Annotated in this window: 17 protein-coding genes and 1 tRNA gene; 15 read left to right on the top strand and 3 right to left on the bottom strand. The window is 71.8% G+C overall.

The genetic code is table 11. The features are described 5' to 3' along the window. The 4 genes from ACIRG6_RS30715 (at position 1) to ACIRG6_RS30700 (ending at position 4,042) form a co-directional block, all read left to right on the top strand. Positions 1 to 600, top strand: a complete 600-nt coding sequence (locus ACIRG6_RS30715; protein ID WP_364676719.1) for a hypothetical protein — start codon at positions 1 to 3, stop codon at positions 598 to 600. Positions 601 to 703: 103 nt separating this feature from the next. After that, entirely contained in the window at positions 704 to 3,442 is a 2,739-nt protein-coding gene (locus ACIRG6_RS30710; protein ID WP_403325090.1) for an exo-rhamnogalacturonan lyase family protein, read from the top strand. A 39-nt stretch (positions 3,443 to 3,481) separates the two neighbouring features. Beyond that, positions 3,482 to 3,931, top strand: coding sequence for an SRPBCC family protein (locus ACIRG6_RS30705; RefSeq protein ID WP_364676717.1), 450 nt, complete (start codon positions 3,482 to 3,484; stop codon positions 3,929 to 3,931). Between the two features lie 39 nt (positions 3,932 to 3,970). Beyond that, positions 3,971 to 4,042, top strand: a tRNA-Val gene (locus tag ACIRG6_RS30700). Between the two features lie 140 nt (positions 4,043 to 4,182). On the opposite strand, the gene ACIRG6_RS30695 is transcribed toward ACIRG6_RS30700, so the two are convergent. Further along, positions 4,183 to 4,908: a 3'-5' exonuclease gene (locus ACIRG6_RS30695; protein ID WP_318217777.1), complete on the bottom strand. Its 726-nt coding sequence runs from the start codon at positions 4,906 to 4,908 to the stop codon at positions 4,183 to 4,185. Positions 4,909 to 5,079: 171 nt separating this feature from the next. Here ACIRG6_RS30695 and ACIRG6_RS30690 point away from each other — a divergent pair, with 171 nt between their 5' ends. The 4 genes from ACIRG6_RS30690 (at position 5,080) to ACIRG6_RS30675 (ending at position 9,570) form a co-directional block, all read left to right on the top strand. Next, a complete protein-coding gene (locus ACIRG6_RS30690; protein ID WP_239770066.1) occupies positions 5,080 to 5,646 on the top strand; it encodes a DUF4365 domain-containing protein in 567 nt (188 codons plus the stop codon). Further along, positions 5,643 to 6,872, top strand: a complete 1,230-nt coding sequence (locus tag ACIRG6_RS30685) for a hypothetical protein (RefSeq protein ID WP_403325089.1) — start codon at positions 5,643 to 5,645, stop codon at positions 6,870 to 6,872. The genes ACIRG6_RS30690 and ACIRG6_RS30685 overlap by 4 nt, the downstream gene beginning before the upstream one ends. Positions 6,873 to 6,964: 92 nt before the next feature. Further along, the gene (gene thrS / locus ACIRG6_RS30680; protein ID WP_403325088.1) at positions 6,965 to 8,941 is read left to right on the top strand and encodes a threonine--tRNA ligase; all 1,977 of its coding nucleotides are present in this window, start codon (positions 6,965 to 6,967) and stop codon (positions 8,939 to 8,941) included. An 80-nt stretch (positions 8,942 to 9,021) separates the two neighbouring features. Then, a complete protein-coding gene (locus ACIRG6_RS30675) occupies positions 9,022 to 9,570 on the top strand; it encodes an HIT family protein (protein ID WP_403325087.1) in 549 nt (182 codons plus the stop codon). Positions 9,571 to 9,698: 128 nt separating this feature from the next. Here the strand turns inward: ACIRG6_RS30675 and ACIRG6_RS30670 are convergent, their stop codons facing one another. Next, on the bottom strand, positions 9,699 to 11,360 hold the full coding sequence (locus ACIRG6_RS30670; protein ID WP_318217773.1) for a hypothetical protein: 1,662 nt from the start codon (positions 11,358 to 11,360) through the stop codon (positions 9,699 to 9,701). A 219-nt stretch (positions 11,361 to 11,579) separates the two neighbouring features. Then, positions 11,580 to 13,778 carry an elongation factor G-like protein EF-G2 gene (locus ACIRG6_RS30665; RefSeq protein ID WP_350719176.1) on the bottom strand — a complete coding sequence of 733 codons (2,199 nt, stop codon included), beginning with the start codon at positions 13,776 to 13,778 and terminating at the stop codon, positions 11,580 to 11,582. Between the two features lie 218 nt (positions 13,779 to 13,996). Here ACIRG6_RS30665 and pgsA point away from each other — a divergent pair, with 218 nt between their 5' ends. The 7 genes from pgsA (at position 13,997) to ACIRG6_RS30630 (ending at position 19,964) form a co-directional block, all read left to right on the top strand. After that, positions 13,997 to 14,722: a phosphatidylinositol phosphate synthase gene (gene pgsA / locus ACIRG6_RS30660; RefSeq protein WP_189230739.1), complete on the top strand. Its 726-nt coding sequence runs from the start codon at positions 13,997 to 13,999 to the stop codon at positions 14,720 to 14,722. Beyond that, entirely contained in the window at positions 14,719 to 15,648 is a 930-nt protein-coding gene (locus ACIRG6_RS30655; RefSeq protein ID WP_403325086.1) for a phosphatidylinositol mannoside acyltransferase, read from the top strand. The genes pgsA and ACIRG6_RS30655 overlap by 4 nt, the downstream gene beginning before the upstream one ends. Continuing rightward, a complete protein-coding gene (locus ACIRG6_RS30650; protein ID WP_364676704.1) occupies positions 15,645 to 16,811 on the top strand; it encodes a glycosyltransferase family 4 protein in 1,167 nt (388 codons plus the stop codon). Before ACIRG6_RS30655 ends, ACIRG6_RS30650 begins: the two co-directional genes overlap by 4 nt. A 151-nt stretch (positions 16,812 to 16,962) precedes the next feature. Continuing rightward, a complete protein-coding gene (locus ACIRG6_RS30645; RefSeq protein ID WP_350719181.1) occupies positions 16,963 to 17,505 on the top strand; it encodes a LemA family protein in 543 nt (180 codons plus the stop codon). 125 nt (positions 17,506 to 17,630) lie between these two features. Then, complete coding sequence (gene pdxS / locus ACIRG6_RS30640) at positions 17,631 to 18,542, top strand: pyridoxal 5'-phosphate synthase lyase subunit PdxS (RefSeq protein WP_350719183.1); 912 nt, start codon at positions 17,631 to 17,633, stop codon at positions 18,540 to 18,542. A 12-nt stretch (positions 18,543 to 18,554) separates the two neighbouring features. Beyond that, entirely contained in the window at positions 18,555 to 19,163 is a 609-nt protein-coding gene (gene pdxT / locus ACIRG6_RS30635) for a pyridoxal 5'-phosphate synthase glutaminase subunit PdxT (protein WP_364819908.1), read from the top strand. Between the two features lie 48 nt (positions 19,164 to 19,211). Continuing rightward, positions 19,212 to 19,964 carry a YebC/PmpR family DNA-binding transcriptional regulator gene (locus tag ACIRG6_RS30630; RefSeq protein WP_189230614.1) on the top strand — a complete coding sequence of 251 codons (753 nt, stop codon included), beginning with the start codon at positions 19,212 to 19,214 and terminating at the stop codon, positions 19,962 to 19,964. The last annotated feature ends 145 nt before the right edge of the window (positions 19,965 to 20,109 follow it).

The following is a 20,109-nucleotide window of genomic DNA, read 5'->3' as shown; positions in this document are numbered from 1 at the left end:
ATGACCGAGCTGCGCGCGAAGGCCCGTGCGGAACGCGGGGAGTCACGGCTCGCCGAGCGGTTCGCGCTGTTCGCCGAGTGCCTGCTGACCGGGGTGTGGATCGCGGTGGCCTCGCTGCCGCTGGTCACCTACCCCGCCGCGTTCGCGGCCGGCGCGCGGCACCTCGGGCGCCGGCTCGCCCACGAGCAGGGCGGTCTGCGCGAGTTCGCGGCCGACTTCCGGGCCGCCCTGCGCCGGGGGTGGCTCGTCGGGCTCGCCGGATGGGCCGCCCTGGCCGCGGTGTGGGTGGACGTGCAGGCCGTACGGAACGGTCTGCCGGGCGGCCCGTTCGTGGGTGCCGTCGGAGTGCTCGCCCTGATCGGCGCCGCCGTGGCCGGGCTGCGAGCGGCGGCGGCCTGGCGGCCCGGCGCCTCCTGGCGGTCCCTGCTCGCCGAGGCCGGCCGCCGCACCGTACTCGACCCGGCCGGCTCCTTCCTGATCGTCGGCGGGCTGGCCCTGGTGGTCTGTTCCGCCTGGTTCAGCGCGCCGCTCGCGGTCGCCGTGCTGGGCGCCGTCGCGGCGGCGGCCGTCGCCGTGGAGGAGCGTTACCGGCACCGCTGACGAGCGGTGTCTCCCCGTACCGAGGTCGGCGCCCCGGCGCCGCACCTCCATCTGTCATGCCCTTGACATCCCCTGCAGGTGCACGGAACGGAAAGGAAAGGCCATGTCCCCCATCCCCCGCAGGTCCCTCCTCAAGGCGGCCGCCGTCGCCGGCGCCGCCGCCCAGTTCAGCTGGGCCCTCGGCGCCAGGAACGCCCAGGCCGCGCCCGCCGCCGCGGCGGCCGACGACAGCCCCGTCACCCTGACCTGGCTGGAGGACGGCGGCCTGGGTGCCGCCCCCGGCTCCACCGTCGGCGTCCCCTGGCCCAGGGGCACCTACCAGGAGGACCAGTCGTTCGCCGTGACGGACGCGGACGGCAAGGCCGTACCCGTGCAGTCCTGGCCCCTCGCGTACTGGCCGGACGGCTCCCTCAAGTGGACCGCGCACGCCGTCGGCTCGGGCAACGGCGCGCTCACCCTGACCGCCGGCACCCCCGCCGCACCCGCCAGGAAGGTCACCGTCGGCCGGCGCGGCGGCACCATCGACATATCGACCGGCGTGATCACCGCCAGGATCGGCACGTCCGGCGCCACGCTGATCAAATCGGTCACCAGAGGCTCCACCGAGATCGCGAAGAACGGCCGTCTCGTCCTGCTGCGCCAGCCCGAGATCGAGGACGGCGACCAGGGCACCGTGAAGTACGAACGCTTCGACGGCGCCATCGACAAGGCCGAGGTCGAGCAGGAGGGCCCGGTCCGGGCGGTCGTCCGCATCGACGGCAAGCACCGCAAGGGCGACCGCGGCTGGCTGCCCTTCTCCATCCGCCTCTACTTCTACGCGGGCGCCGACTCCTTCCGCATGGTGCACACCATCACGTTCGACGGGACCCAGGAGCCCGGCAAGGCGAGCGGCGACTTCGTCCGCGGTCTCGGCGTCCGCTTCACCGTGCCGATGCGCGACGAGTCCTACGACCGCCACATCCGCATCGGCGGCGAGGGCACCGGTCTGCTGCGCGAGGCCGTCAAGGGCATCACCGGACTGCGCCGCGACCCGGGAGCGGCCGTGCAGGCCGCGCAGTTCGCCGGCGAGAAGCTGCCCGACCCGTCCACCTGGGACCAGCGGGTCACCACCCGCCTCCAGTACATCCCCGAATGGGGCGACTACACCCTCTCCCAGCTCTCCGCCGACGGCTTCACCCTGCGCAAGCGCACCAAGAAGGGCCACGGCTGGATCGGCGCCGGCGGCGGACGGCGCGCCTCCGGCTTCGGCTACGTCGGCGGGGCGAGCGGCGGACTCTCCTTCGGCCTGCGCGACTTCTGGGAGAAGCACCCCGCCCAGCTCGACATCCGCGACGCCCACACCGACAACGCCGAGGTCACCCTCTGGCTCTGGTCGCCCGAGGCCCAGCCCATGGACCTGCGCTTCTACCACGACGGCATGGGCCAGGACACCTACGCCGAGCAGCTCGAAGGCCTCAACATCACCTACGAGGACTACGAGCCCGGCTTCGGCACCCCCTACGGCATCGCCCGCACCTCGGAGCTGCTGTTCTGGGCCAACGCCGCCACCCCGAGCGCCGAGGCGCTCGCCGAACAGGTCGAGGCCGTACGCGTGCTCCCGCAGCTCGCCGCGCCGCCGAAGCAGCTCGTCGAGGCGGGCGTCTTCGGCAAGGGCCTGTACGCCGAACCCGACCGCTCCACCCCCGCCAAGGCGAAGATCGAGGACCACCTCGACTTCCTCTTCACCTACTACAAGGACCAGGTGGAGCAGCGCCGCTGGTACGGCTTCTGGGACTACGGCGACATCATGCACACCTACGACACGGCCCGGCACGTCTGGCGCTACGACGTGGGCGGCTACGCCTGGGACAACTCCGAGCTCTCCCCGGACCTGTGGCTCTGGTACGCCTACCTGCGCTCCGGCCGCGCCGACATCTTCCGCTTCGCCGAGGCCATGACCCGGCACACCGGCGAGGTCGACGTCTACCACCTGGGCAAGTGGGCGGGCCTCGGCACCCGGCACGGCATCCAGCACCACGCCGACAGCGCCAAGCAGCAGCGCATCGCCAACACCACCTACCGCCGCTTCTACTACTTCCTCACCGCCGACGAACGCGTCGGCGATCTCATGCGGGCCAACGTCGACTCCGACGAGACCTTCCTCGTCCTCGACCCGCAGCGCAAGGTCCGCCCCGACCCGGACTACACGCCCGACCCGCACGCCCTGTCGATCGGTTTCGGCACCGACTGGAGCGGCCTGGTGTCGGCCTGGCTCACCGAGTGGGAACGCAAGGGCCCGAAGTGGGAGAAGGCCAGGGCCCGCGTGCTGTCCACCATGGAGACCATCGCGGCCCAGCCCAACGGGTTCGTGCAGGGCAGCGGCCTGTACGACCTGGACACCGGGAAGTTCGCCATCGCCGAGCAGCCGGTGGTCTCCGTCTCGCACCTCTCGGCGGTCTTCGGTCTGGGCGAACTCTGCGCCGAGCTGATCGACCTCGTCGACATGCCGAAGTTCAACGAGGCGTACTACGACTACTGCCGCTACTTCAACGCCACCAAGACCGAACAGGCGGCCCGCTACGGCAGCAACTTCGGCAGCCTGATCCTCTTCCAGGGCCACTCCCGCCTCGACGCGTACGCGGCCGTCCGGACCGGGGACGACAAGCTGGCCAAGCGCGCCTGGGACAAGTTCTACAACTCCGACGGCTACAAGGAGTCGGCACCCTGGACGACGGAGAAGCTGAGCGGCCCCGTCACGCTGGTGCCGGGCAGCGAGGCGAGCTGGGTGTCCACCAACGACACCGCCCTCTACGGCCTCGCCGCCATCGAGAACCTCGCACTCCTGGGGGACAGGATGCCGTAGCCCGCATGTGAGGGACGCGGGCCCGGGCACACTCCACGGGTGGACTGGAACCATTACGTCTTCCGCAGCCAGTGGGCCCTGCCCGCGCCCGCCGCCGCCGTCTACCGCGAGCTGGAACGGATCGAGGACTACCCCCGCTGGTGGCCCCAGGTGCGCGAGGTCACCCGCCTCGACGCCACCAGCGGGGCCCTCCGGATCCGCTCCCTCCTCCCGTACGACCTGACACAGACCGTGCGGGAGCTGCGCCGCGACCCGGCGGCGGGCGTGCTGGAGGTCTCCCTGTCCGGCGACATCGAGGGTTGGGCCCGCTGGACGGTCGCCCCCGACGGCACCGGCGGCAGCAGCGTCCGCTACGACCAGGAGGTCGACGTCCGCAAGCCGCTGCTGCGCCGCCTCGCCGTGCCGGGGCGGCCCCTGTTCCGGGCCAACCACCGGCTGATGATGCGGGCGGGGCGGCGCGGACTGGCGGCCCGACTGAACACGGTTTGAAGAGAGCGTGCCGGTCACTGTATTGTTCAGTGCGTTCCCGGGCGATTAGCTCAGTGGGAGAGCGCTTCGTTCACACCGAAGAGGTCACTGGTTCGAACCCAGTATCGCCCACGCTCGGGAGAGCGACGTGGGTCCGCAAACTACGCGGACCACGTCGCTCTCTTCGTTTCTGCGCGGATTCGCCGCGCGTTGTGGGGGCTGCGCCACCCACACCCCCGGTCCCGGTGTCGTCCCGGGCCGGAGACGAAAGGTCACGCAGCCGCCGGCAGGTCCGGACGCAGGGGCCAGGCCGGGTCCACGGCCTCCTCGGTCCCGTTGAGCGCGAACCACGCCTGGAGCCCCCGGGCCTGCCCCGCGTGCCACACCGCCTGGAGGGTGTGCAGCTCGGCGGGGGAGAGGCGCTCCAGCCGCGACTGGAAGCGGCGCCCCACCGCCCGGACGACCCCCAGCGCGGCCTGCGCGTCGGCCGCCGCGTCGTGCGCGCCCTCCAGTTCGACGCCGTAGTGCGCGCACAGGTCGGTGAGGGTGCGGCGGCCCTTGCGGTAGCGGTCCAGGTGTTTGTCGAGCACGCGCGGGTCGAGGACGTACAGCGACGTCCGCTCCAGCCGCGCGGCCAGCGACGAGGCCCGGTGGCGGCGCAACTCCCGGTCCAGCAGCGTGAGATCGAACGGCGCGTTCATCACCACGAGCGGCCGGCCGGCCCGGGCCTGTTCGCCCAGCGCCTCGGCTATCTCGTACATCACCGGCGCCGGCCAGCGTCCGTTGCGCTGCAGGTGCTCCTCGGTCAGCCCGTGTACTGCCGTCGCCGCCTCGGGCACCGGCACCCCCGGGTTCACCAGCCAGCGGCTGACCCGGGGCCTGAGTCCCGGGGCGTCCTGGACGACCAGGGCCGCCGACACGATCCGGTCGGTCTCGACGTCCACACCCGTGGTCTCCGTGTCGAAGGCGGCCAGCGGCCCCTCGAACCAGCACGTCATAGGGCACTCAACTCCTCGTCCATGCACGGCAGCTGACGCGCCGTCTTCTGTCCCGGTTCGGTGATACCCGGGCTGTTTGCGACGTACGCCGGAAGGACACAACAGGAGTACGGGTCTTTGCAGTTCAGCGACCCGCAGCGTGGTTACACCAGTTCTGGAAGGCTGTTGGCCATGGCCATAGCGCAGCCCGAACGGGGCGGGCTGCTGCCCGATCGCACGGCGCCCACTCGCGGGTCCCTCGCCACCACCGCCTGCATGGAGACCCTGCAGGTCGGCTATCTGCACGCGGTCGCCGCGGCGGCCGGCTGCTCGTTGTCCCAGCCCTTCCCGGACAACGGCATCGACTGGCACGTCAGCCACAGCGCACCCGGCCACGTCGTCGACGACGAGGTCACCATCAAGGTGCAGCTCAAGGCGACCTACCAGATCCCGCCGAGCCCGCCGGGCCGCTTCTTCTCGTTCACCCTCGACAACGACCATCTGGCCAAGCTCGCCCGCACCCCGGTGTCCGTGCACAAGATCCTGGTCGTGATGATCGTCCCGCGGTCCCGGGACCAGTGGCTGCGCGCCGGCCACGACCGGCTGGACCTCAGGCACTGCTGCTACTGGACCAACCTCGCCGGACACCCGATCACGGGCCGGCGGCGCACCACCGTGCGGATACCGACCGCGCGGGTCTTCGACGACCGGGCGCTGTGCGAGATCATGACGCGGGTCGGGACGGGAGGGAAACCATGACGCACCGCCCCACCCACGAGCCCCTGCGCCCCGTGCCACCGCGTCCCGCCGACGCCGGCGACACCGCCTGGGACGGCGGCACGCCCGAGCCCGCCGCCGTCGACCCGGCCGTGCTCGCCGCGCTCCTGCACCGGCACGGCTGGCACCGGCGCGGCGGCGCCCCCGGCCGCTACGGCCGCTGGACCCCGCCCGGCCCCGGCGGTGGCGCCACCAGCTTGCTGGTGCCCGACAGCCGGGCCTTCCCCGACAGCGACGACCTCCTCGGCGAGGCACTGCTCGCCCTGTCCCGCAGCGGCACGCCCTCCGCCCGCGAGATCCTCGTCTCCCTCTCCGTGCCCAGCGACGAGATCCGCTGGTGGCGCGACCTGCCGACCGGCCCCGCCGGCACCGCGCCCTGGACGGTGGAGGAGCAACTGCGCTCCGCCGCCCGGCGCGTCCTGCTCGCCGGCGCCCTCGCCACCCGCGCGCGGGCCGGCTATCACGGCGCCCGGCACCGCCGCTCCGCCGCCGCGTCCCTGGCGAACGTCCTCGTCGGCCCCGCCACCGACGGCCGCCGCCTCACCGCCTTCGTGCCCGTCACCACCGGGCGCCCCCTCGCCGTCCGCCTCCACCAGGCCCTCTTCGCCGCCCGCGAGGCCGTCGACTACCGGCGGGCCACCGGCGCCATGGACGCCTTCGACAGCGCCGTCGCGGCCGGCGTCAGCCACGAACTCACCGAGGCGCTCGTCACCCTCGTCCGCGGTACGGAGGGCGCCCGCGTCGCCGTCGCGTGGGCACCCGCCGCCGGGGTCCCCGAGGGCTGCGCCGCCCTTGCCGAACCCGTCGAGTTCTCGCCCGGCGACCTCCCCGCCCTGCGCGAGGCCGGCGCCCGCTACCTGGGCGCGGAGCCCTCCGTGCCGGTGCGGCTCACCGGCACGGTCGTGAGGATGCGCCGGACCGGGCCGCGCGGCGCCGGCACGGTGCGGCTGCGGGTGCTCGCCGGGGCCGACGTCCCGCACGTGCGGATCACCCTGGACGAGGAGGCGTACCGGATCGCCGGGCACGCGCACCTGGTCGGGCTGCCCGTGCGCGTGCTGGGACGGCTGGAGAGCCGGGGCGGATTCCGCCGTCTCACCGGCGCCTGCGAGGTCGCCCCCGTGCAGGTCGACGACGCCGAGCGGGACCGGCTGCTGAAGGCCCTCCACGAGAACCTGGACGTCTTCGGGGAGGCCTGCGGCGGGGAGTGACTTCGACCGGGGTGGGCCCGGGTCGGTACGATCGCCCTCGTGCGTGCGCTCCGGTATGGCGCCGCCGCCCCACCTTCAGTCAGGAGAGACCGGTGTCAGACGTCCGTGTGATCATCCAACGCGATTCCGAGCGGGACGAACGCGTGGTGACTACGGGCACTACGGCCGCCGAGCTCTTCGCCGGCGAGCGCTCGATCGTCGCCGCCCGCGTCGGCGGCGAGCTCAAGGACCTCGCGTACGAAGTGAAGGACGGCGAGACCGTCGAGGGCGTGGAGATCTCCTCCGAGGACGGCCTCGCCATCCTGCGCCACTCCACCGCGCACGTCATGGCGCAGGCCGTGCAGGAGCTGTTCCCCGAGGCCAAGCTCGGCATCGGCCCGCCCGTCAAGGACGGCTTCTACTACGACTTCGACGTCGAGAAGCCCTTCCACCCCGATGACCTCAAGGTTATCGAGAAGAAGATGCAGGAGATCCAGAAGCGCGGCCAGCGCTTCTCCCGCCGCGTGGTCACCGACGAGGCCGCCCGCGAGGAGCTCGCCGACGAGCCGTACAAGCTGGAGCTGATCGGTCTCAAGGGCTCCGCCTCGCACGACGACGGCGCGGACGTCGAGGTCGGCGCCGGCGAGCTGACGATCTACGACAACCTGGACGCCAAGACCGGTGAGCTGTGCTGGAAGGACCTCTGCCGCGGTCCCCACCTGCCCACCACCAGGAACATCCCGGCGTTCAAGCTCATGCGCAACGCCGCCGCCTACTGGCGCGGCAGCGAGAAGAACCCGATGCTCCAGCGCATCTACGGCACCGCCTGGCCCTCCAAGGAGGAGCTGAAGGCGCACCTGGAGTTCCTCGCCGAGGCCGAGAAGCGCGACCACCGCAAGCTCGGCAGCGAGCTGGACCTGTTCTCCGTCCCGGAGCAGATCGGCTCCGGCCTCGCCGTCTTCCACCCCAAGGGCGGCATCGTCCGCCGGGTCATGGAGGACTACTCGCGGCGCCGCCACGAGGAGGAGGGGTACGAGTTCGTCTACACCCCGCACGCCACGAAGGGGAAGCTCTTCGAGACCTCGGGCCATCTGGACTGGTACGCGGACGGCATGTACCCGCCCATGCAGCTCGACGAGGGCGTGGACTACTACCTCAAGCCCATGAACTGCCCGATGCACAACCTGATCTTCGACGCGCGAGGCCGCTCCTACCGCGAGCTGCCGCTGCGCCTGTTCGAGTTCGGGACCGTGTACCGGTACGAGAAGTCGGGCGTCGTGCACGGCCTCACCCGGGCCCGCGGCTTCACCCAGGACGACGCGCACATCTACTGCACCCGCGAGCAGATGTCGGAGGAGCTCGACAAGACGCTCACCTTCGTGCTGAACCTGCTGCGCGACTACGGCCTGACCGACTTCTACCTGGAGCTGTCCACCAAGGACCCGGAGAAGTTCGTCGGTTCTGACGAGGCCTGGGAAGAGGCCACCGAGACGCTGCGTCAGGTCGCCGAGAAGCAGGGCCTGCCGCTGGTCCCGGACCCGGGCGGTGCCGCCTTCTACGGCCCGAAGATCTCCGTCCAGGCCAAGGACGCCATCGGCCGTACCTGGCAGATGTCGACCATCCAGCTCGACTTCAACCTGCCGGAGCGCTTCAACCTGGAGTACACGGGCGCCGACGGCACCAAGACCCGTCCGGTCATGATCCACCGTGCGCTGTTCGGCTCCATCGAGCGCTTCTTCGCGGTGCTCCTGGAGCACTATGCGGGTGCCTTCCCGGCCTGGCTGGCCCCGGTCCAGGCGATCGGCATCCCGATCGGCGACGCGCACGTCGAGTACCTGGAGAAGTTCGCCGCGGCCGCGAAGCGGCAGGGCCTGCGCGTCGAGGTCGACTCCTCCTCCGACCGCATGCAGAAGAAGATCCGCAACGCCCAGAAGCAGAAGGTGCCCTTCATGGTCATCGCCGGTGACGAGGACATGGCCAACGGTGCCGTCTCCTTCCGCTACCGCGACGGCTCGCAGGAGAACGGCATCCCCGTCGACGAGGCCATCGCGAAGATCGCGAAGGTCGTCGAGGAGCGGGCGCAGGTCTGACCGTACGGACGGACCCAGGCCCCCGGGAGCGATCCCGGGGGCCTTTTCCGTGGCCTCCGGTAACGCCATATGCTGCACGCATGACGAGTGAGCCGGAGCAGCAGATCGGAGTGGGGACGCAGGACGCGTTCCAGCGCCTGTGGACGCCCCACCGGATGGCCTACATCCAGGGCGAGAACAAGCCGAGCGGCCCCGGCGCCGACGACGGCTGTCCCTTCTGCTCGATCCCGGCCAAGTCCGACGAGGACGGGCTCGTCGTCCGGCGCGGCGAGCACGTGTACGCGGTGCTCAACCTGTACCCGTACAACGGCGGCCACCTGATGACGGTGCCGTACCGGCACGTCGCCGACTACACCGACCTGACCGACGCGGAGACGGCCGAACTGGCACTGCTGACCAAGCAGGCGATGACGGCCCTGCGGACCGCCTCCGGCGCCCACGGGTTCAACATCGGAATGAACCAGGGCACGGTGGCCGGCGCGGGCATCGCGGCGCACCTGCACCAGCACATCGTGCCCCGCTGGGGCGGCGACACGAATTTCATGCCGGTCGTCGGCCACACGAGGGTGCTGCCGCAGCTGCTGGGGGACACGTGGAAGATGCTGGCGGAGGCCTGGCCGACGGGCTGATGCCGGGATCGCGCCGCATCGATCAGCCCGTCCGGCGTTCGACGACGAGGCCGTTCAGGCCGAAGGGGGGTCTGGGGGCGCGGCCCCCAGCGACGCGCCCGCACGCCTCCGGCTGAACCGCCGGAGGCCTACGCGTCGTAGACGTCGGCCTTCCGCGGCGACGGGTCCTGCACCGCCGTGCTGAGGAACGACGACCGCGCGCCGAACTTCTCCGTGTCCACGCCGTTCTCCTCCAGCACCCGGATCGCCGCCGAGTGCACCACCCGCAGCACCGGTGTAGCCGCCCGCAGCGCGTCGTCGGCCATGAACCGGTGCCGCCAGGGCTGGTCCGCCCACGCGTGCCGCAGTCCGAAGGGCTCCGGCAGGCCGATCGTGCCGCCGAGCCAGTTCAGCAGGGGCGGGTACCAGGTGAGCGGGGCGCGGACGGCGAGCCGTACCACCTCGTTGGCGGTGACCAGCGGGAGCATCACCTTGCGCGTCTCCCACGGCTTGAACGACTTGGCGACCTCCTTGGACGGCGCCTCCGGCTTGGTCGTGAAGAGCGGGTTGACCGGGCCCAGGGCATGCCCGGTCACCTCGATGCGCAGGGTCGAGTGCAGCACGGTCACCGTGATCAGCATCGTGATGACCAGCTGGCCGTCCCACAGCGTCCACTGGACGCCCAGGTAGTGCCGGTCGCCCGCGCCGAACTGCTGCTTGTTGCAGATGTCCTGGATCGCGTGCGGCTTGACCTGGTACGCCTCGACGTCCGTGCCCTCCGGGCGGGACACCGCCTTGGCGTTCTCCCCGATCGGCGTGACGATCCAGTGCCGTATGGACGGCTTCGTGAAGCCGCCGGTGTTCAGCGGGCCGCGCTCCAGCATGCGCAGCTGGTCGTGGATGGACCGTATGACGTCCCAGCTGCGGAACGGGTGGATCTCCCGGGTCGGGTCGGCCGGCACCAGCTCCTCGGCGAGCTGCCAGCTGCCCCACCGCGTGCCCATGCCGAGGATGCCCTTGGGGCCGGCGTAGAAGACGGAGTTGGACTGCTGCTCGGCGCCGAGCTTGGCCAGGGACTGGCGCAGCTGCTCGGCCGCCGTCTCGTTCGGGTTGGTGGGCACCGCCTCGGGCACCTTGGCGCCGACGCCGCTGCCGGACAGCAGGCCGTCCCAGCGCTCCCGCAGGTCCCTGGCCGTGCTCTCGCAGATCCGCTTGGCCCAGAACCAGCCGACGACGGGCATCACGACGGCCGCGCGCGCGTACCAGGCCCAGAAGCCGGAGAACGGCATCTTGAGCAGGAACAGCACCGCGAGGGCGGCGATCGCCACGAGGACGGCGGTGCCCAGGGCCCCGGCCTGCTTGTTCTCCGCCTTGGAGACGGTGGTGCGGATCTGGAAGCCGAGCAGCCAGACCAGCGTGCCCGGGAGGAACAGCAGACCGCACAGCACGCTGACCATGGTCAGCCGGTTGTCGCGGGCCTTGCGGATGCCGTTGGCCGCCAGGCAGTGCTCCACGACCACCTGCGGCTCGGCCCCGAAGGACTGGATGAGCGGCTTGCGGTCGCCGCCCAGCATGCGGTCGGCCACCGCGCGGGAGAAGGCCTCGCCGAGGTTGGGGCGGAAGATCGTGGCCCAGGAGCGGCCCGCGTTCACGGTCGTCTGGTGCCACTCGTTGTCGGCCTTCTTGATCTCCTCCATCGGGGCGTCCCGGTAGGCGGCCGAGGCCAGCGCGAAGGTGGCCGTCTGCCCCCCGTCGTCCGTACGCGGAACCTGCGGTCCGAAGAAGTCCGCGTAACCGCCGTCAACGGCCATTCCCGCCCCCGATCGCCACCACTGTCGCTCCTGCGGCCTTCCCGACTTCCCTGGCCCGCACACCTGTTGATCAGGTCATCAGCGTATCCGCAGCGATCGGCATGCGTCGCCGGACGGCCAAAGGCGCCCCCGCGCGCGCGGATCGATGCCGAGATGCGCCGTCGTGCGCCGGGGCGACGGGCCTCCGGCGCGGGGCGGCCCGCGCCGGTTCGAGCACCGTCACGACGTCGCGTGCACCTCCTCGCGCAGCCGCTCCGCGACCTGCTGCGGCATCGGTTCGTGCCGTGCGTAGCGGCGGTCGAAGCGTGCGGTGCCGTGGGACAGGGAGCGCAGGTCCACCGCGTACCGGCCGATCTCGATCTCGGGCACCTCGGCCCGGATCAGGGTCCGCCCGCCGCTGGTCTGCTCGGTGCCGAGCACCCGGCCGCGCCGCCCCGACAGATCGCTCATCACGGCGCCCACGTAGTCGTCGCCGACCAGCACGCTCACCTCGGCCACCGGCTCCAGCAGATGGATCCGGGCGTCGGCCGCGGCCTCCCGCAGCGCCAGCGCGCCGGCCGTCTGGAAGGCGGCGTCGGAGGAGTCCACCGAGTGCGCCTTGCCGTCCAGCAGCGTGACGCGGACGTCGATCAGCGGATGGCCCGAGGCGACGCCCTTGGCGGCCTGCGCCCGCACGCCCTTCTCGACCGACGGGATGAACTGCCGTGGCACCGCCCCGCCGACCACCTTGTCCACGAACTCGATGCCCGAACCGCCCGGCAGCGGCTCCACCTCGATCTCGCAGATGGCGTACTGTCCGTGCCCGCCGGACTGCTTGACGTGCCGCCCGCGCCCGGCCGCCCTGCTCCCGAAGGTCTCCCGCAGGGACACCTGGTGGGGGACGACGTCGACCTGGACGCCGTACCGGCTGCGCAGCCGCTCCAGGGCGACGTCCGCGTGGGCCTCGCCCAGGCACCACAGGACCACCTGGTGGGTGTCCTGGTTCTGCTCCAGCCGCATCGTGGGGTCCTCGGCGACCAGCCGGGCGAGCCCCTGGGAGAGCTTGTCCTCGTCGGGTTTGCTGTGCGCCTGGATGGCGAGCGGCAGCAGCGGGTCGGGCATCTCCCAGGGTGCCATCAGCAGCGGGTCGTCCTTGGCCGACAGCGTGTCCCCGGTCTCCGCGCGGCTCAGTTTGGCCACGCACGCCAGGTCGCCCGCGATCACGTGTGTGACCGGCCGCTGCTGCTTGCCGAACGGCGTCGACAGGGCGCCGATCCGCTCGTCGACGTCGTGGTCCTCGTGGCCGCGGTCGGCCAGCCCGTGCCCGGAGACGTGCACCGTCTGGTCGGCGCGCAGGGTGCCCGAGAAGACGCGGATCAGCGAGATCCGGCCGACGTACGGGTCGGAAGAGGTCTTCACGACCTCCGCGACCAGCGACTCGTCCGGGTCGCACATCCGCAGCTCGCGCGGTGAGCCGTCGGGCGTGGTCACCCGGGGTGCCTCCCGTTCCAGCGGCGTCGGGAAGCCGCGGACGATCAGCTCCAGCAGCTCGACCGTGCCCAATCCCTGCCGGGCGCCCTCGGCGGCGGGAGCGGCGGCCAGGACGGGGAAGAACGCGCCGCGCGCGACGGCCCGCTCCAGGTCCTGGATCAGGGTCTTGACGTCGACCTGCTCGCCGCCGAGGTAGCGGTCCATGAGGGTCTCGTCCTCGCTCTCCGCGATGATCCCCTCGATGAGCCGGTTGCGGGCCTCGTCGATCAGCGGCAGCTGGTCGCCGACCGGTTCGGACTCCTCGCGCACGCCGGAGGAGTAGTCGAACAGCCGCTGCGTGAGCAGCCCCATCAGCCCCGTCACGGGCGCGTGCCCGTCGGGTGCCTGCGGCCCGCGCAGGGGCAGGTACAGCGGCAGCACGGCGTCGGGGTCGTCCGCGCCGAACGCGTCGGCGCAGATCCGCGTCATCTCCTCGAAGTCGGCCCGCGCCGCCTCCAGGTGCGTGACGACGATGGCGCGCGGCATGCCGACGGCCGCGCACTCCTCCCACACCATGCGGGTCGAGCCGTCCACCCCGTCGGAGGCCGAGACGACGAAGAGGGCCGCGTCCGCGGCGCGCAGACCGGCCCTGAGCTCACCGACGAAGTCGGCGTATCCGGGAGTGTCCAGCAGATTGATCTTGATGCCGTCCCATTCCACCGGCACCAGGGAGAGCTGTACCGAGCGCTGCTGCCGGTGCTCGATCTCGTCGTAGTCCGAGACGCAGCCGCCGTCCTCCACGCGGCCGGCCCGGTTCACTGCTCCCGCGGTCAGCGCGAGAGCCTCCACCAGAGTCGTCTTGCCCGAACCGGAGTGGCCGACCAGCACCACATTCCGTACGGACGCGGGGTGGTCGGCCGCCGTTGCCCTGCCGGCGGCTCCGGGGTGGGTATGTGCCTTGTCGCCCATGTCCTTGCCTCCCGTGCACGGTGAGGTCGTTGTGGGCGCGGACGCGCGGGACCGCGTGCACTGGCGGCTCCGGCGACGCCCGCGGTCCTTCGAGATTCCCACTCCCGTCACGCCGCGTCCATACGACGGACGTACGACGGCCCCTGCCCCGGCGCCCACCGGCCGCGGAGCCCGGGGTTCGGGTGCCCGTCCGCCGTGCACGCGCGCGCGTGACTACGATGGGCCAGCCGGTGGCCAGCAAGGGCCGCGCGGCCACACCGACCGTCGGGAAGGCCATGCTGAACAAGTACGCGCGTGCATTTTTTACGCGTGTCCTCACACCGTTCGCCGCGTTTCTCATCCGCAGGGGCGTCAGCCCGGACACGGTCACGCTGATCGGCACCGCCGGTGTGGTCGCGGGTGCGCTGGTCTTCTACCCCATGGGCGAGTTCTTCTGGGGCACGGTCGTGATCACGCTGTTCGTGTTCTCCGACCTCGTCGACGGCAACATGGCACGCCAGCTCGGCCGCTCCAGCCGCTGGGGCGCCTTCCTGGACTCCACCCTGGACCGGGTCGCCGACGGCGCGATCTTCGGCGGCTTCGCCCTCTGGTACGCGGGCCACGGTGACGACAACGTGCTGTGCGCCGTGTCGATCTTCTGCCTGGCCAGCGGACAGGTGGTGTCGTACACCAAGGCGCGCGGCGAGGCGATCGGCCTTCCGGTCGCCGTCAACGGGCTGGTGGAGCGCGCCGAGCGCCTCGTCGTCTCCCTGGTCGCGGCCGGTTTCGCGGGACTGCACAAGTTCGGCGTGCCCGGCATCCAGTACCTGCTGCCGATCGCCCTGTGGATCGTCGCCGTCGGCAGCCTCGTGACGCTGGTCCAGCGGGTCGTCACGGTCCGCCGGGAGTCCGCCGAGGCGGACGCCGCCGCGCAGGAGAACCAGGGCACCGAGGCGGCGAAGTGAGCGCTCGGGACCGGCTGTCCGACGCTCTGTACGGCGCCGGCTGGAGCACCGTCAAGAAGCTCCCCGAGCCGGCCGCGGTACGGCTCGGCCGTACCGTCGCGGACCTCGCCTGGAAACAGCGCGGCACGGGCGTGCGGCGGCTGGAGAGCAACTACGCGCGCGTGGTGCCGGGCGCGACCCCGGAGCGGCTCGCCGAACTCTCGCGCGCGGGCATGCGCTCGTACCTGCGCTACTGGATGGAGTCCTTCCGGCTGCCCGCCTGGAGCGCCGAGCGCGTCAAGGCGGGCTTCGTCCCCAAGGACCTGCACCACCTGACCGAGGGCATGGACGCGGGCAAGGGCGTGATACTCGCTCTTCCGCACCTGGCCAACTGGGACCTCGCCGGCGCCTGGGTCACCACGAAGCTGGGCATCCCGTTCACGACGGTCGCCGAGCGCCTGAAGCCGGAGACCCTCTACGACCGCTTCGTCGCCTACCGCGAGGGCCTCGGCATGGAGGTCCTGCCGCACAGCGGCGGCACCGCGTTCGGCACGCTGGCCCGGCGGCTGCGCGACGGCGGCCTGGTCTGCCTGGTCGCCGACCGCGACCTGTCCGCGTCCGGCGTGGAGGTCGACTTCTTCGGCGAGACGGCCCGCATGCCGGCCGGCCCCGCCCTGCTCGCCCAGCAGACCGGCGCACGGCTGCTGCCGGTGACGCTCTGGTACGACGACTCGCCGGTCATGCGGGGCCGGGTCCATCCGCCGGTCGAGGTACCCGAGTCAGGTACCCGGCGCCAGAAGACGTCTGTCATGACACAGGCGCTGGCCGACGCCTTCGCCACGGGGATCGCCGACCATCCGGAGGACTGGCACATGCTGCAGCGCTTGTGGCTGAAGGACCTCGACCCGGCCAAGGCGCCCGCCGCCGGCGAGCGGGACGCGTCGTGAGGATCGGCATCGTCTGCCCGTACTCCTGGGACGTGCCGGGCGGCGTCCAGTTCCACATCCGCGACCTCGCCGAGTACTTCATCCGCCTCGGCCACGAGGTGTCCGTCCTCGCACCCGCCGACGACGACACCCCGCTGCCGCCGTACGTCGTCTCGGCCGGGCGTGCCGTACCGGTGCCGTACAACGGCTCGGTGGCCCGCCTGAACTTCGGCTTCCTGTCGGCGGCCCGGGTACGGCGCTGGCTGCACGACGGCGCGTTCGACGTCATCCACATCCACGAGCCGACCTCGCCGTCGCTGGGCCTGCTGACCTGCTGGGCGGCGCAGGGCCCGATCGTGGCCACCTTCCACACGTCCAACCCGCGCTCGCGGGCGATGATCGCCGCCTACGCGATCCTCCAGGCCGCCCTGGAGAAGATCAGCGCCCGGATCGCGGTGAGCGAGTACGCCCGCCGCACGCTCGTCGAGCACCTGGGCGGGGACGCGGTCGTGATCCCCAACGGCGTCGACGTGGGCTTCTTCGCCGAGGCGGAGCCGAACCCCGCGTGGCAGGGCGACACGATCGGTTTCATCGGGCGCATCGACGAACCCCGCAAGGGGCTTCCGGTGCTGATGGGGGCCCTGCCGAAGATCCTGGCGGCGCGTCCGGGGACCCGCCTGCTGGTCGCCGGGCGCGGCGACGAGAAGGAGGCGGTGGCGTCCCTGCCCGCCGAGCTGCGCTCCCGGGTGGAGTTCCTCGGCATGATCAGCGACGAGGACAAGGCCCGCTTCCTGCGCAGCGTCGACCTGTACGTGGCGCCCAACACGGGCGGCGAGAGCTTCGGCATCATCCTCGTCGAGGCCATGTCGGCGGGCGCCCCCGTACTCGCCTCCGACCTCGACGCCTTCGCCCAGGTCCTCGACCAGGGGTCGGCCGGCGAGCTCTTCGCCAACGAGGACGCCGACGCGCTGGCCGACGCGGCGGTACGGCTGCTGGCCGACCCGGAGCGCCGGGCCGTGCTGCGGGAACGGGGCAGCGCGCACGTACGGCGCTTCGACTGGTCCACGGTCGGCGCGGACATCCTGTCCGTCTACGAGACGGTGACGGCGGGAGCGGCGGCGGTGGCGGCGGACGACCGGGCGACGGGCCTGCGCGCGAGATTCGGCCTGGCGGCGAAGGACTGAACACCGGGTCCGTCCGGCCACCCCTGAACGCCGGGTTCGGGTCCTCGGCCCGTCCGGCGTTCGCCGTCCGGGCCGAAGAGGGGGCCGCGGCCTCCGGCGACCGCCACCACGGCGCACCCCCCGGCCCGGCGGAGCGTTAGGGTTGCCGCCCGTGACTCCAACCCTCATCTGGATCCTGGTCGTCCTCGTCGCGATCGGCCTGTACCTCAGCTGGACGGCGGGCCGGCTGGACCGCCTGCACGCCCGCATCGACGCCGCTCGTGCCGCGCTCGACGCCCAGCTGCTGCGCAGGGCCTCCGTGGCTCAGGAACTGGCCACCTCGGGCGTGCTCGACCCGGCCGCCTCGATCGTCCTGTACGAGGCCGCGCACGCCGCCCGGCAGTCCGAGGAGGAGCAGCGCGAGGTCGCGGAGAGCGAGCTGAGCCAGGCCCTGCGGGCGGTGTTCGAGGACCCCCGGCAGGTGGAGGCGGTGCGCGAGGCGCCCGGGGGAGAGGAGGCGGCCCACGAACTGACCGAGGCGGTCCGCAGGGTGCCGATGGCCCGGCGCTTCCACAACGACGCCGTGGGCGCCGCGCGCCGCCTGCGCGAACACCGCAAGGTGCGCTGGTTCCGGCTGGCCGGACACGCCCCCTTCCCGCCGGCCTTCGAGATGGACGACGAGCCCCCGGCCGCGCTGGTGGACAGGGCCGCCTAGCCGCCGTTTCGGCCCCTTCGCCCGCAAAAGGATCCACCGGCTGCCCATTGGCCCTTGCTGTGGCCTGGTCCAATCGCGTTTCCTCAGTGCTGCAGAAACCCCCTTTTCTCTTCAGCGAGGTACCCGTGTCCAGCACGCTCTCCGAAAACCAGGCCCCCGAGACCGGCACCGCCCGTGTGAAGCGCGGCATGGCCGAGCAGCTCAAGGGCGGCGTGATCATGGACGTCGTCACGCCGGAGCAGGCGAAGATCGCCGAGGACGCGGGCGCCGTCGCCGTCATGGCCCTGGAGCGCGTCCCGGCCGACATCCGCAAGGACGGCGGGGTGGCCCGCATGTCCGACCCGGACATGATCGAGGGCATCATCGACGCGGTCTCCATCCCCGTGATGGCCAAGTCCCGCATCGGCCACTTCGTCGAGGCCCAGGTCCTGCAGTCCCTCGGCGTCGACTACATCGACGAGTCCGAGGTCCTCACCCCGGCCGACGAGGTCAACCACAGCGACAAGTTCGCCTTCACGACCCCGTTCGTCTGCGGCGCCACCAACCTCGGCGAGGCCCTGCGCCGCATCGCCGAGGGCGCGGCCATGATCCGCTCCAAGGGCGAGGCCGGCACCGGCAACGTCGTCGAGGCCGTGCGCCACCTGCGCCAGATCAAGAACGAGATCGCCCGCCTGCGCGGCTACGACAACAACGAGCTGTACGCCGCCGCCAAGGAGCTGCGCGCCCCGTACGAGCTGGTCCGCGAGGTCGCCGAGCTGGGCAAGCTCCCGGTCGTCCTGTTCTCCGCCGGCGGTGTCGCCACCCCCGCCGACGCCGCGCTGATGCGCCAGCTCGGCGCCGAGGGCGTCTTCGTCGGCTCCGGCATCTTCAAGTCCGGCGACCCGGCCAAGCGTGCCGCCGCCATCGTGAAGGCCACCACCTTCTACGACGACCCGAAGATCATCGCGGACGCGTCCCGCAACCTCGGCGAGGCCATGGTCGGCATCAACTGCGACACCCTCCCCGAGACCGAGCGCTACGCCAACCGCGGCTGGTAAGGCACCGAACCCATGAGTGACACCCCCGTCATCGGCGTCCTGGCCCTCCAGGGCGACGTACGGGAGCACCTCGTCGCCCTGGCCGCGGCCGATGCCGTGGCCAGGCCGGTCAGGCGCCCCGAAGAACTCGCCGAGGTCGACGGCCTCGTCCTGCCCGGCGGCGAGTCCACCACCATCTCCAAACTGGCCGTCCTGTTCGGCGTGATGGAGCCCCTTCGCGCGCGCGTGCGCGACGGCATGCCCGTCTACGGCACCTGCGCCGGCATGATCATGCTGGCCGACAAGATCCTCGACCCGCGCTCGGGCCAGGAGACCGTCGGCGGCATCGACATGATCGTGCGCCGCAACGCCTTCGGACGGCAGAACGAATCCTTCGAAGCGGCCGTCGACATCACGGGCGTGGCGGGCGATCCTGTCGAGGGCGTCTTCATCCGCGCCCCCTGGGTCGAGTCCGTGGGAGCCGCGGCCGAGGTGCTCGCCGAGCACGACGGCCACATCGTCGCGGTCCGTCAGGGCAACGCGCTGGCCACGTCGTTCCACCCGGAGCTGACCGGCGACCACCGCGTCCACCGCCTCTTCGCCGACATGGTGCGCGCGAAGCGGGCGGCGGAGTCCTTGTAGGATTCCTGCGTTCGTTGCAGAGATGGGTTACGCGAAGGAGACAGGCAGATGTCCGGCCACTCTAAATGGGCTACGACGAAGCACAAGAAGGCCGTGATCGACGCCAAGCGCGGCAAGCTCTTCGCGAAGCTGATCAAGAACATCGAGGTCGCGGCGCGCATGGGCGGCGTCGACATCGAGGGCAACCCGACGCTGTACGACGCCATCCAGAAGGCGAAGAAGCAGTCGGTCCCCAACAAGAACATCGACTCCGCGGTCAAGCGCGGCGGCGGCCTGGAGGCCGGTGGCGCCGACTACGAGACGATCATGTACGAAGGTTACGGCCCCAACGGTGTCGCGGTGCTCATCGAGTGCCTCACCGACAACCGCAACCGCGCCGCCTCCGACGTCCGTGTCGCCATGACCCGCAACGGCGGCTCCATGGCCGACCCGGGATCGGTGTCGTACCTCTTCAACCGCAAGGGCGTCGTGATCGTCCCCAAGGGCGAGCTGAGCGAGGACGACGTGCTCGGCGCCGTCCTGGACGCGGGCGCCGAGGAGGTCAACGACCTCGGCGAGACCTTCGAGGTCATCAGCGAGGCCACCGACCTGGTCGCGGTCCGCACCGCCCTCCAGGACGCCGGCATCGACTACGAGTCCGCCGACGCCAACTTCGTCCCGACCATGCAGGTCGAGCTGGACGAGGAAGGCGCCCGGAAGATCTTCAAGCTGATCGACGCCCTCGAGGACAGCGACGACGTGCAGAACGTCTTCGCCAACTTCGACGTCAGCGACGAGGTCATGGAGAAGGTCGACGCGTAGCGTCCGCAGACGCAGCGGCATCCCGGCGGGGGGGGGGGGGGGGGGGGCCCGCCCCCCCCCCCGGGGGGGGGGGGCCCCCCCCCCCGCCCCCGGCCGGGGGGGGCGGGGGGGGGGGGGGGGGGGGGGGTGGGGGGGGGGCGGGGGT

The organism is Streptomyces flaveolus (assembly GCF_044765825.1).
Taxonomy (GTDB): domain Bacteria; phylum Actinomycetota; class Actinomycetes; order Streptomycetales; family Streptomycetaceae; genus Streptomyces; species Streptomyces flaveolus.
Note: the sequence above shows the minus strand (reverse complement) of the source record. Positions and strands in the feature narration are given on the sequence as shown.

What these genes read in the sequence shown, in the direction of transcription:
- ACIRG6_RS30715 (WP_364676719.1), top strand. Translation starts at nt 1, where the DNA reads ATGACCGAGCTGCGCGCGAAGGCCCGTGCGGAACGCGGGGAGTCACGG.
- ACIRG6_RS30710 (WP_403325090.1), top strand. Translation starts at nt 704, where the DNA reads ATGTCCCCCATCCCCCGCAGGTCCCTCCTCAAGGCGGCCGCCGTCGCC.
- ACIRG6_RS30695 (WP_318217777.1), bottom strand. Translation starts at nt 4,908, where the DNA reads ATGACGTGCTGGTTCGAGGGGCCGCTGGCCGCCTTCGACACGGAGACC.
- ACIRG6_RS30690 (WP_239770066.1), top strand. Translation starts at nt 5,080, where the DNA reads ATGGCCATAGCGCAGCCCGAACGGGGCGGGCTGCTGCCCGATCGCACG.
- ACIRG6_RS30685 (WP_403325089.1), top strand. Translation starts at nt 5,643, where the DNA reads ATGACGCACCGCCCCACCCACGAGCCCCTGCGCCCCGTGCCACCGCGT.
- ACIRG6_RS30675 (WP_403325087.1), top strand. Translation starts at nt 9,022, where the DNA reads ATGACGAGTGAGCCGGAGCAGCAGATCGGAGTGGGGACGCAGGACGCG.
- ACIRG6_RS30670 (WP_318217773.1), bottom strand. Translation starts at nt 11,360, where the DNA reads ATGGCCGTTGACGGCGGTTACGCGGACTTCTTCGGACCGCAGGTTCCG.
- ACIRG6_RS30665 (WP_350719176.1), bottom strand. Translation starts at nt 13,778, where the DNA reads ATGGGCGACAAGGCACATACCCACCCCGGAGCCGCCGGCAGGGCAACG.
- pgsA (WP_189230739.1), top strand. Translation starts at nt 13,997, where the DNA reads ATGGGCCAGCCGGTGGCCAGCAAGGGCCGCGCGGCCACACCGACCGTC.
- pdxT (WP_364819908.1), top strand. Translation starts at nt 18,555, where the DNA reads ATGAGTGACACCCCCGTCATCGGCGTCCTGGCCCTCCAGGGCGACGTA.
- ACIRG6_RS30630 (WP_189230614.1), top strand. Translation starts at nt 19,212, where the DNA reads ATGTCCGGCCACTCTAAATGGGCTACGACGAAGCACAAGAAGGCCGTG.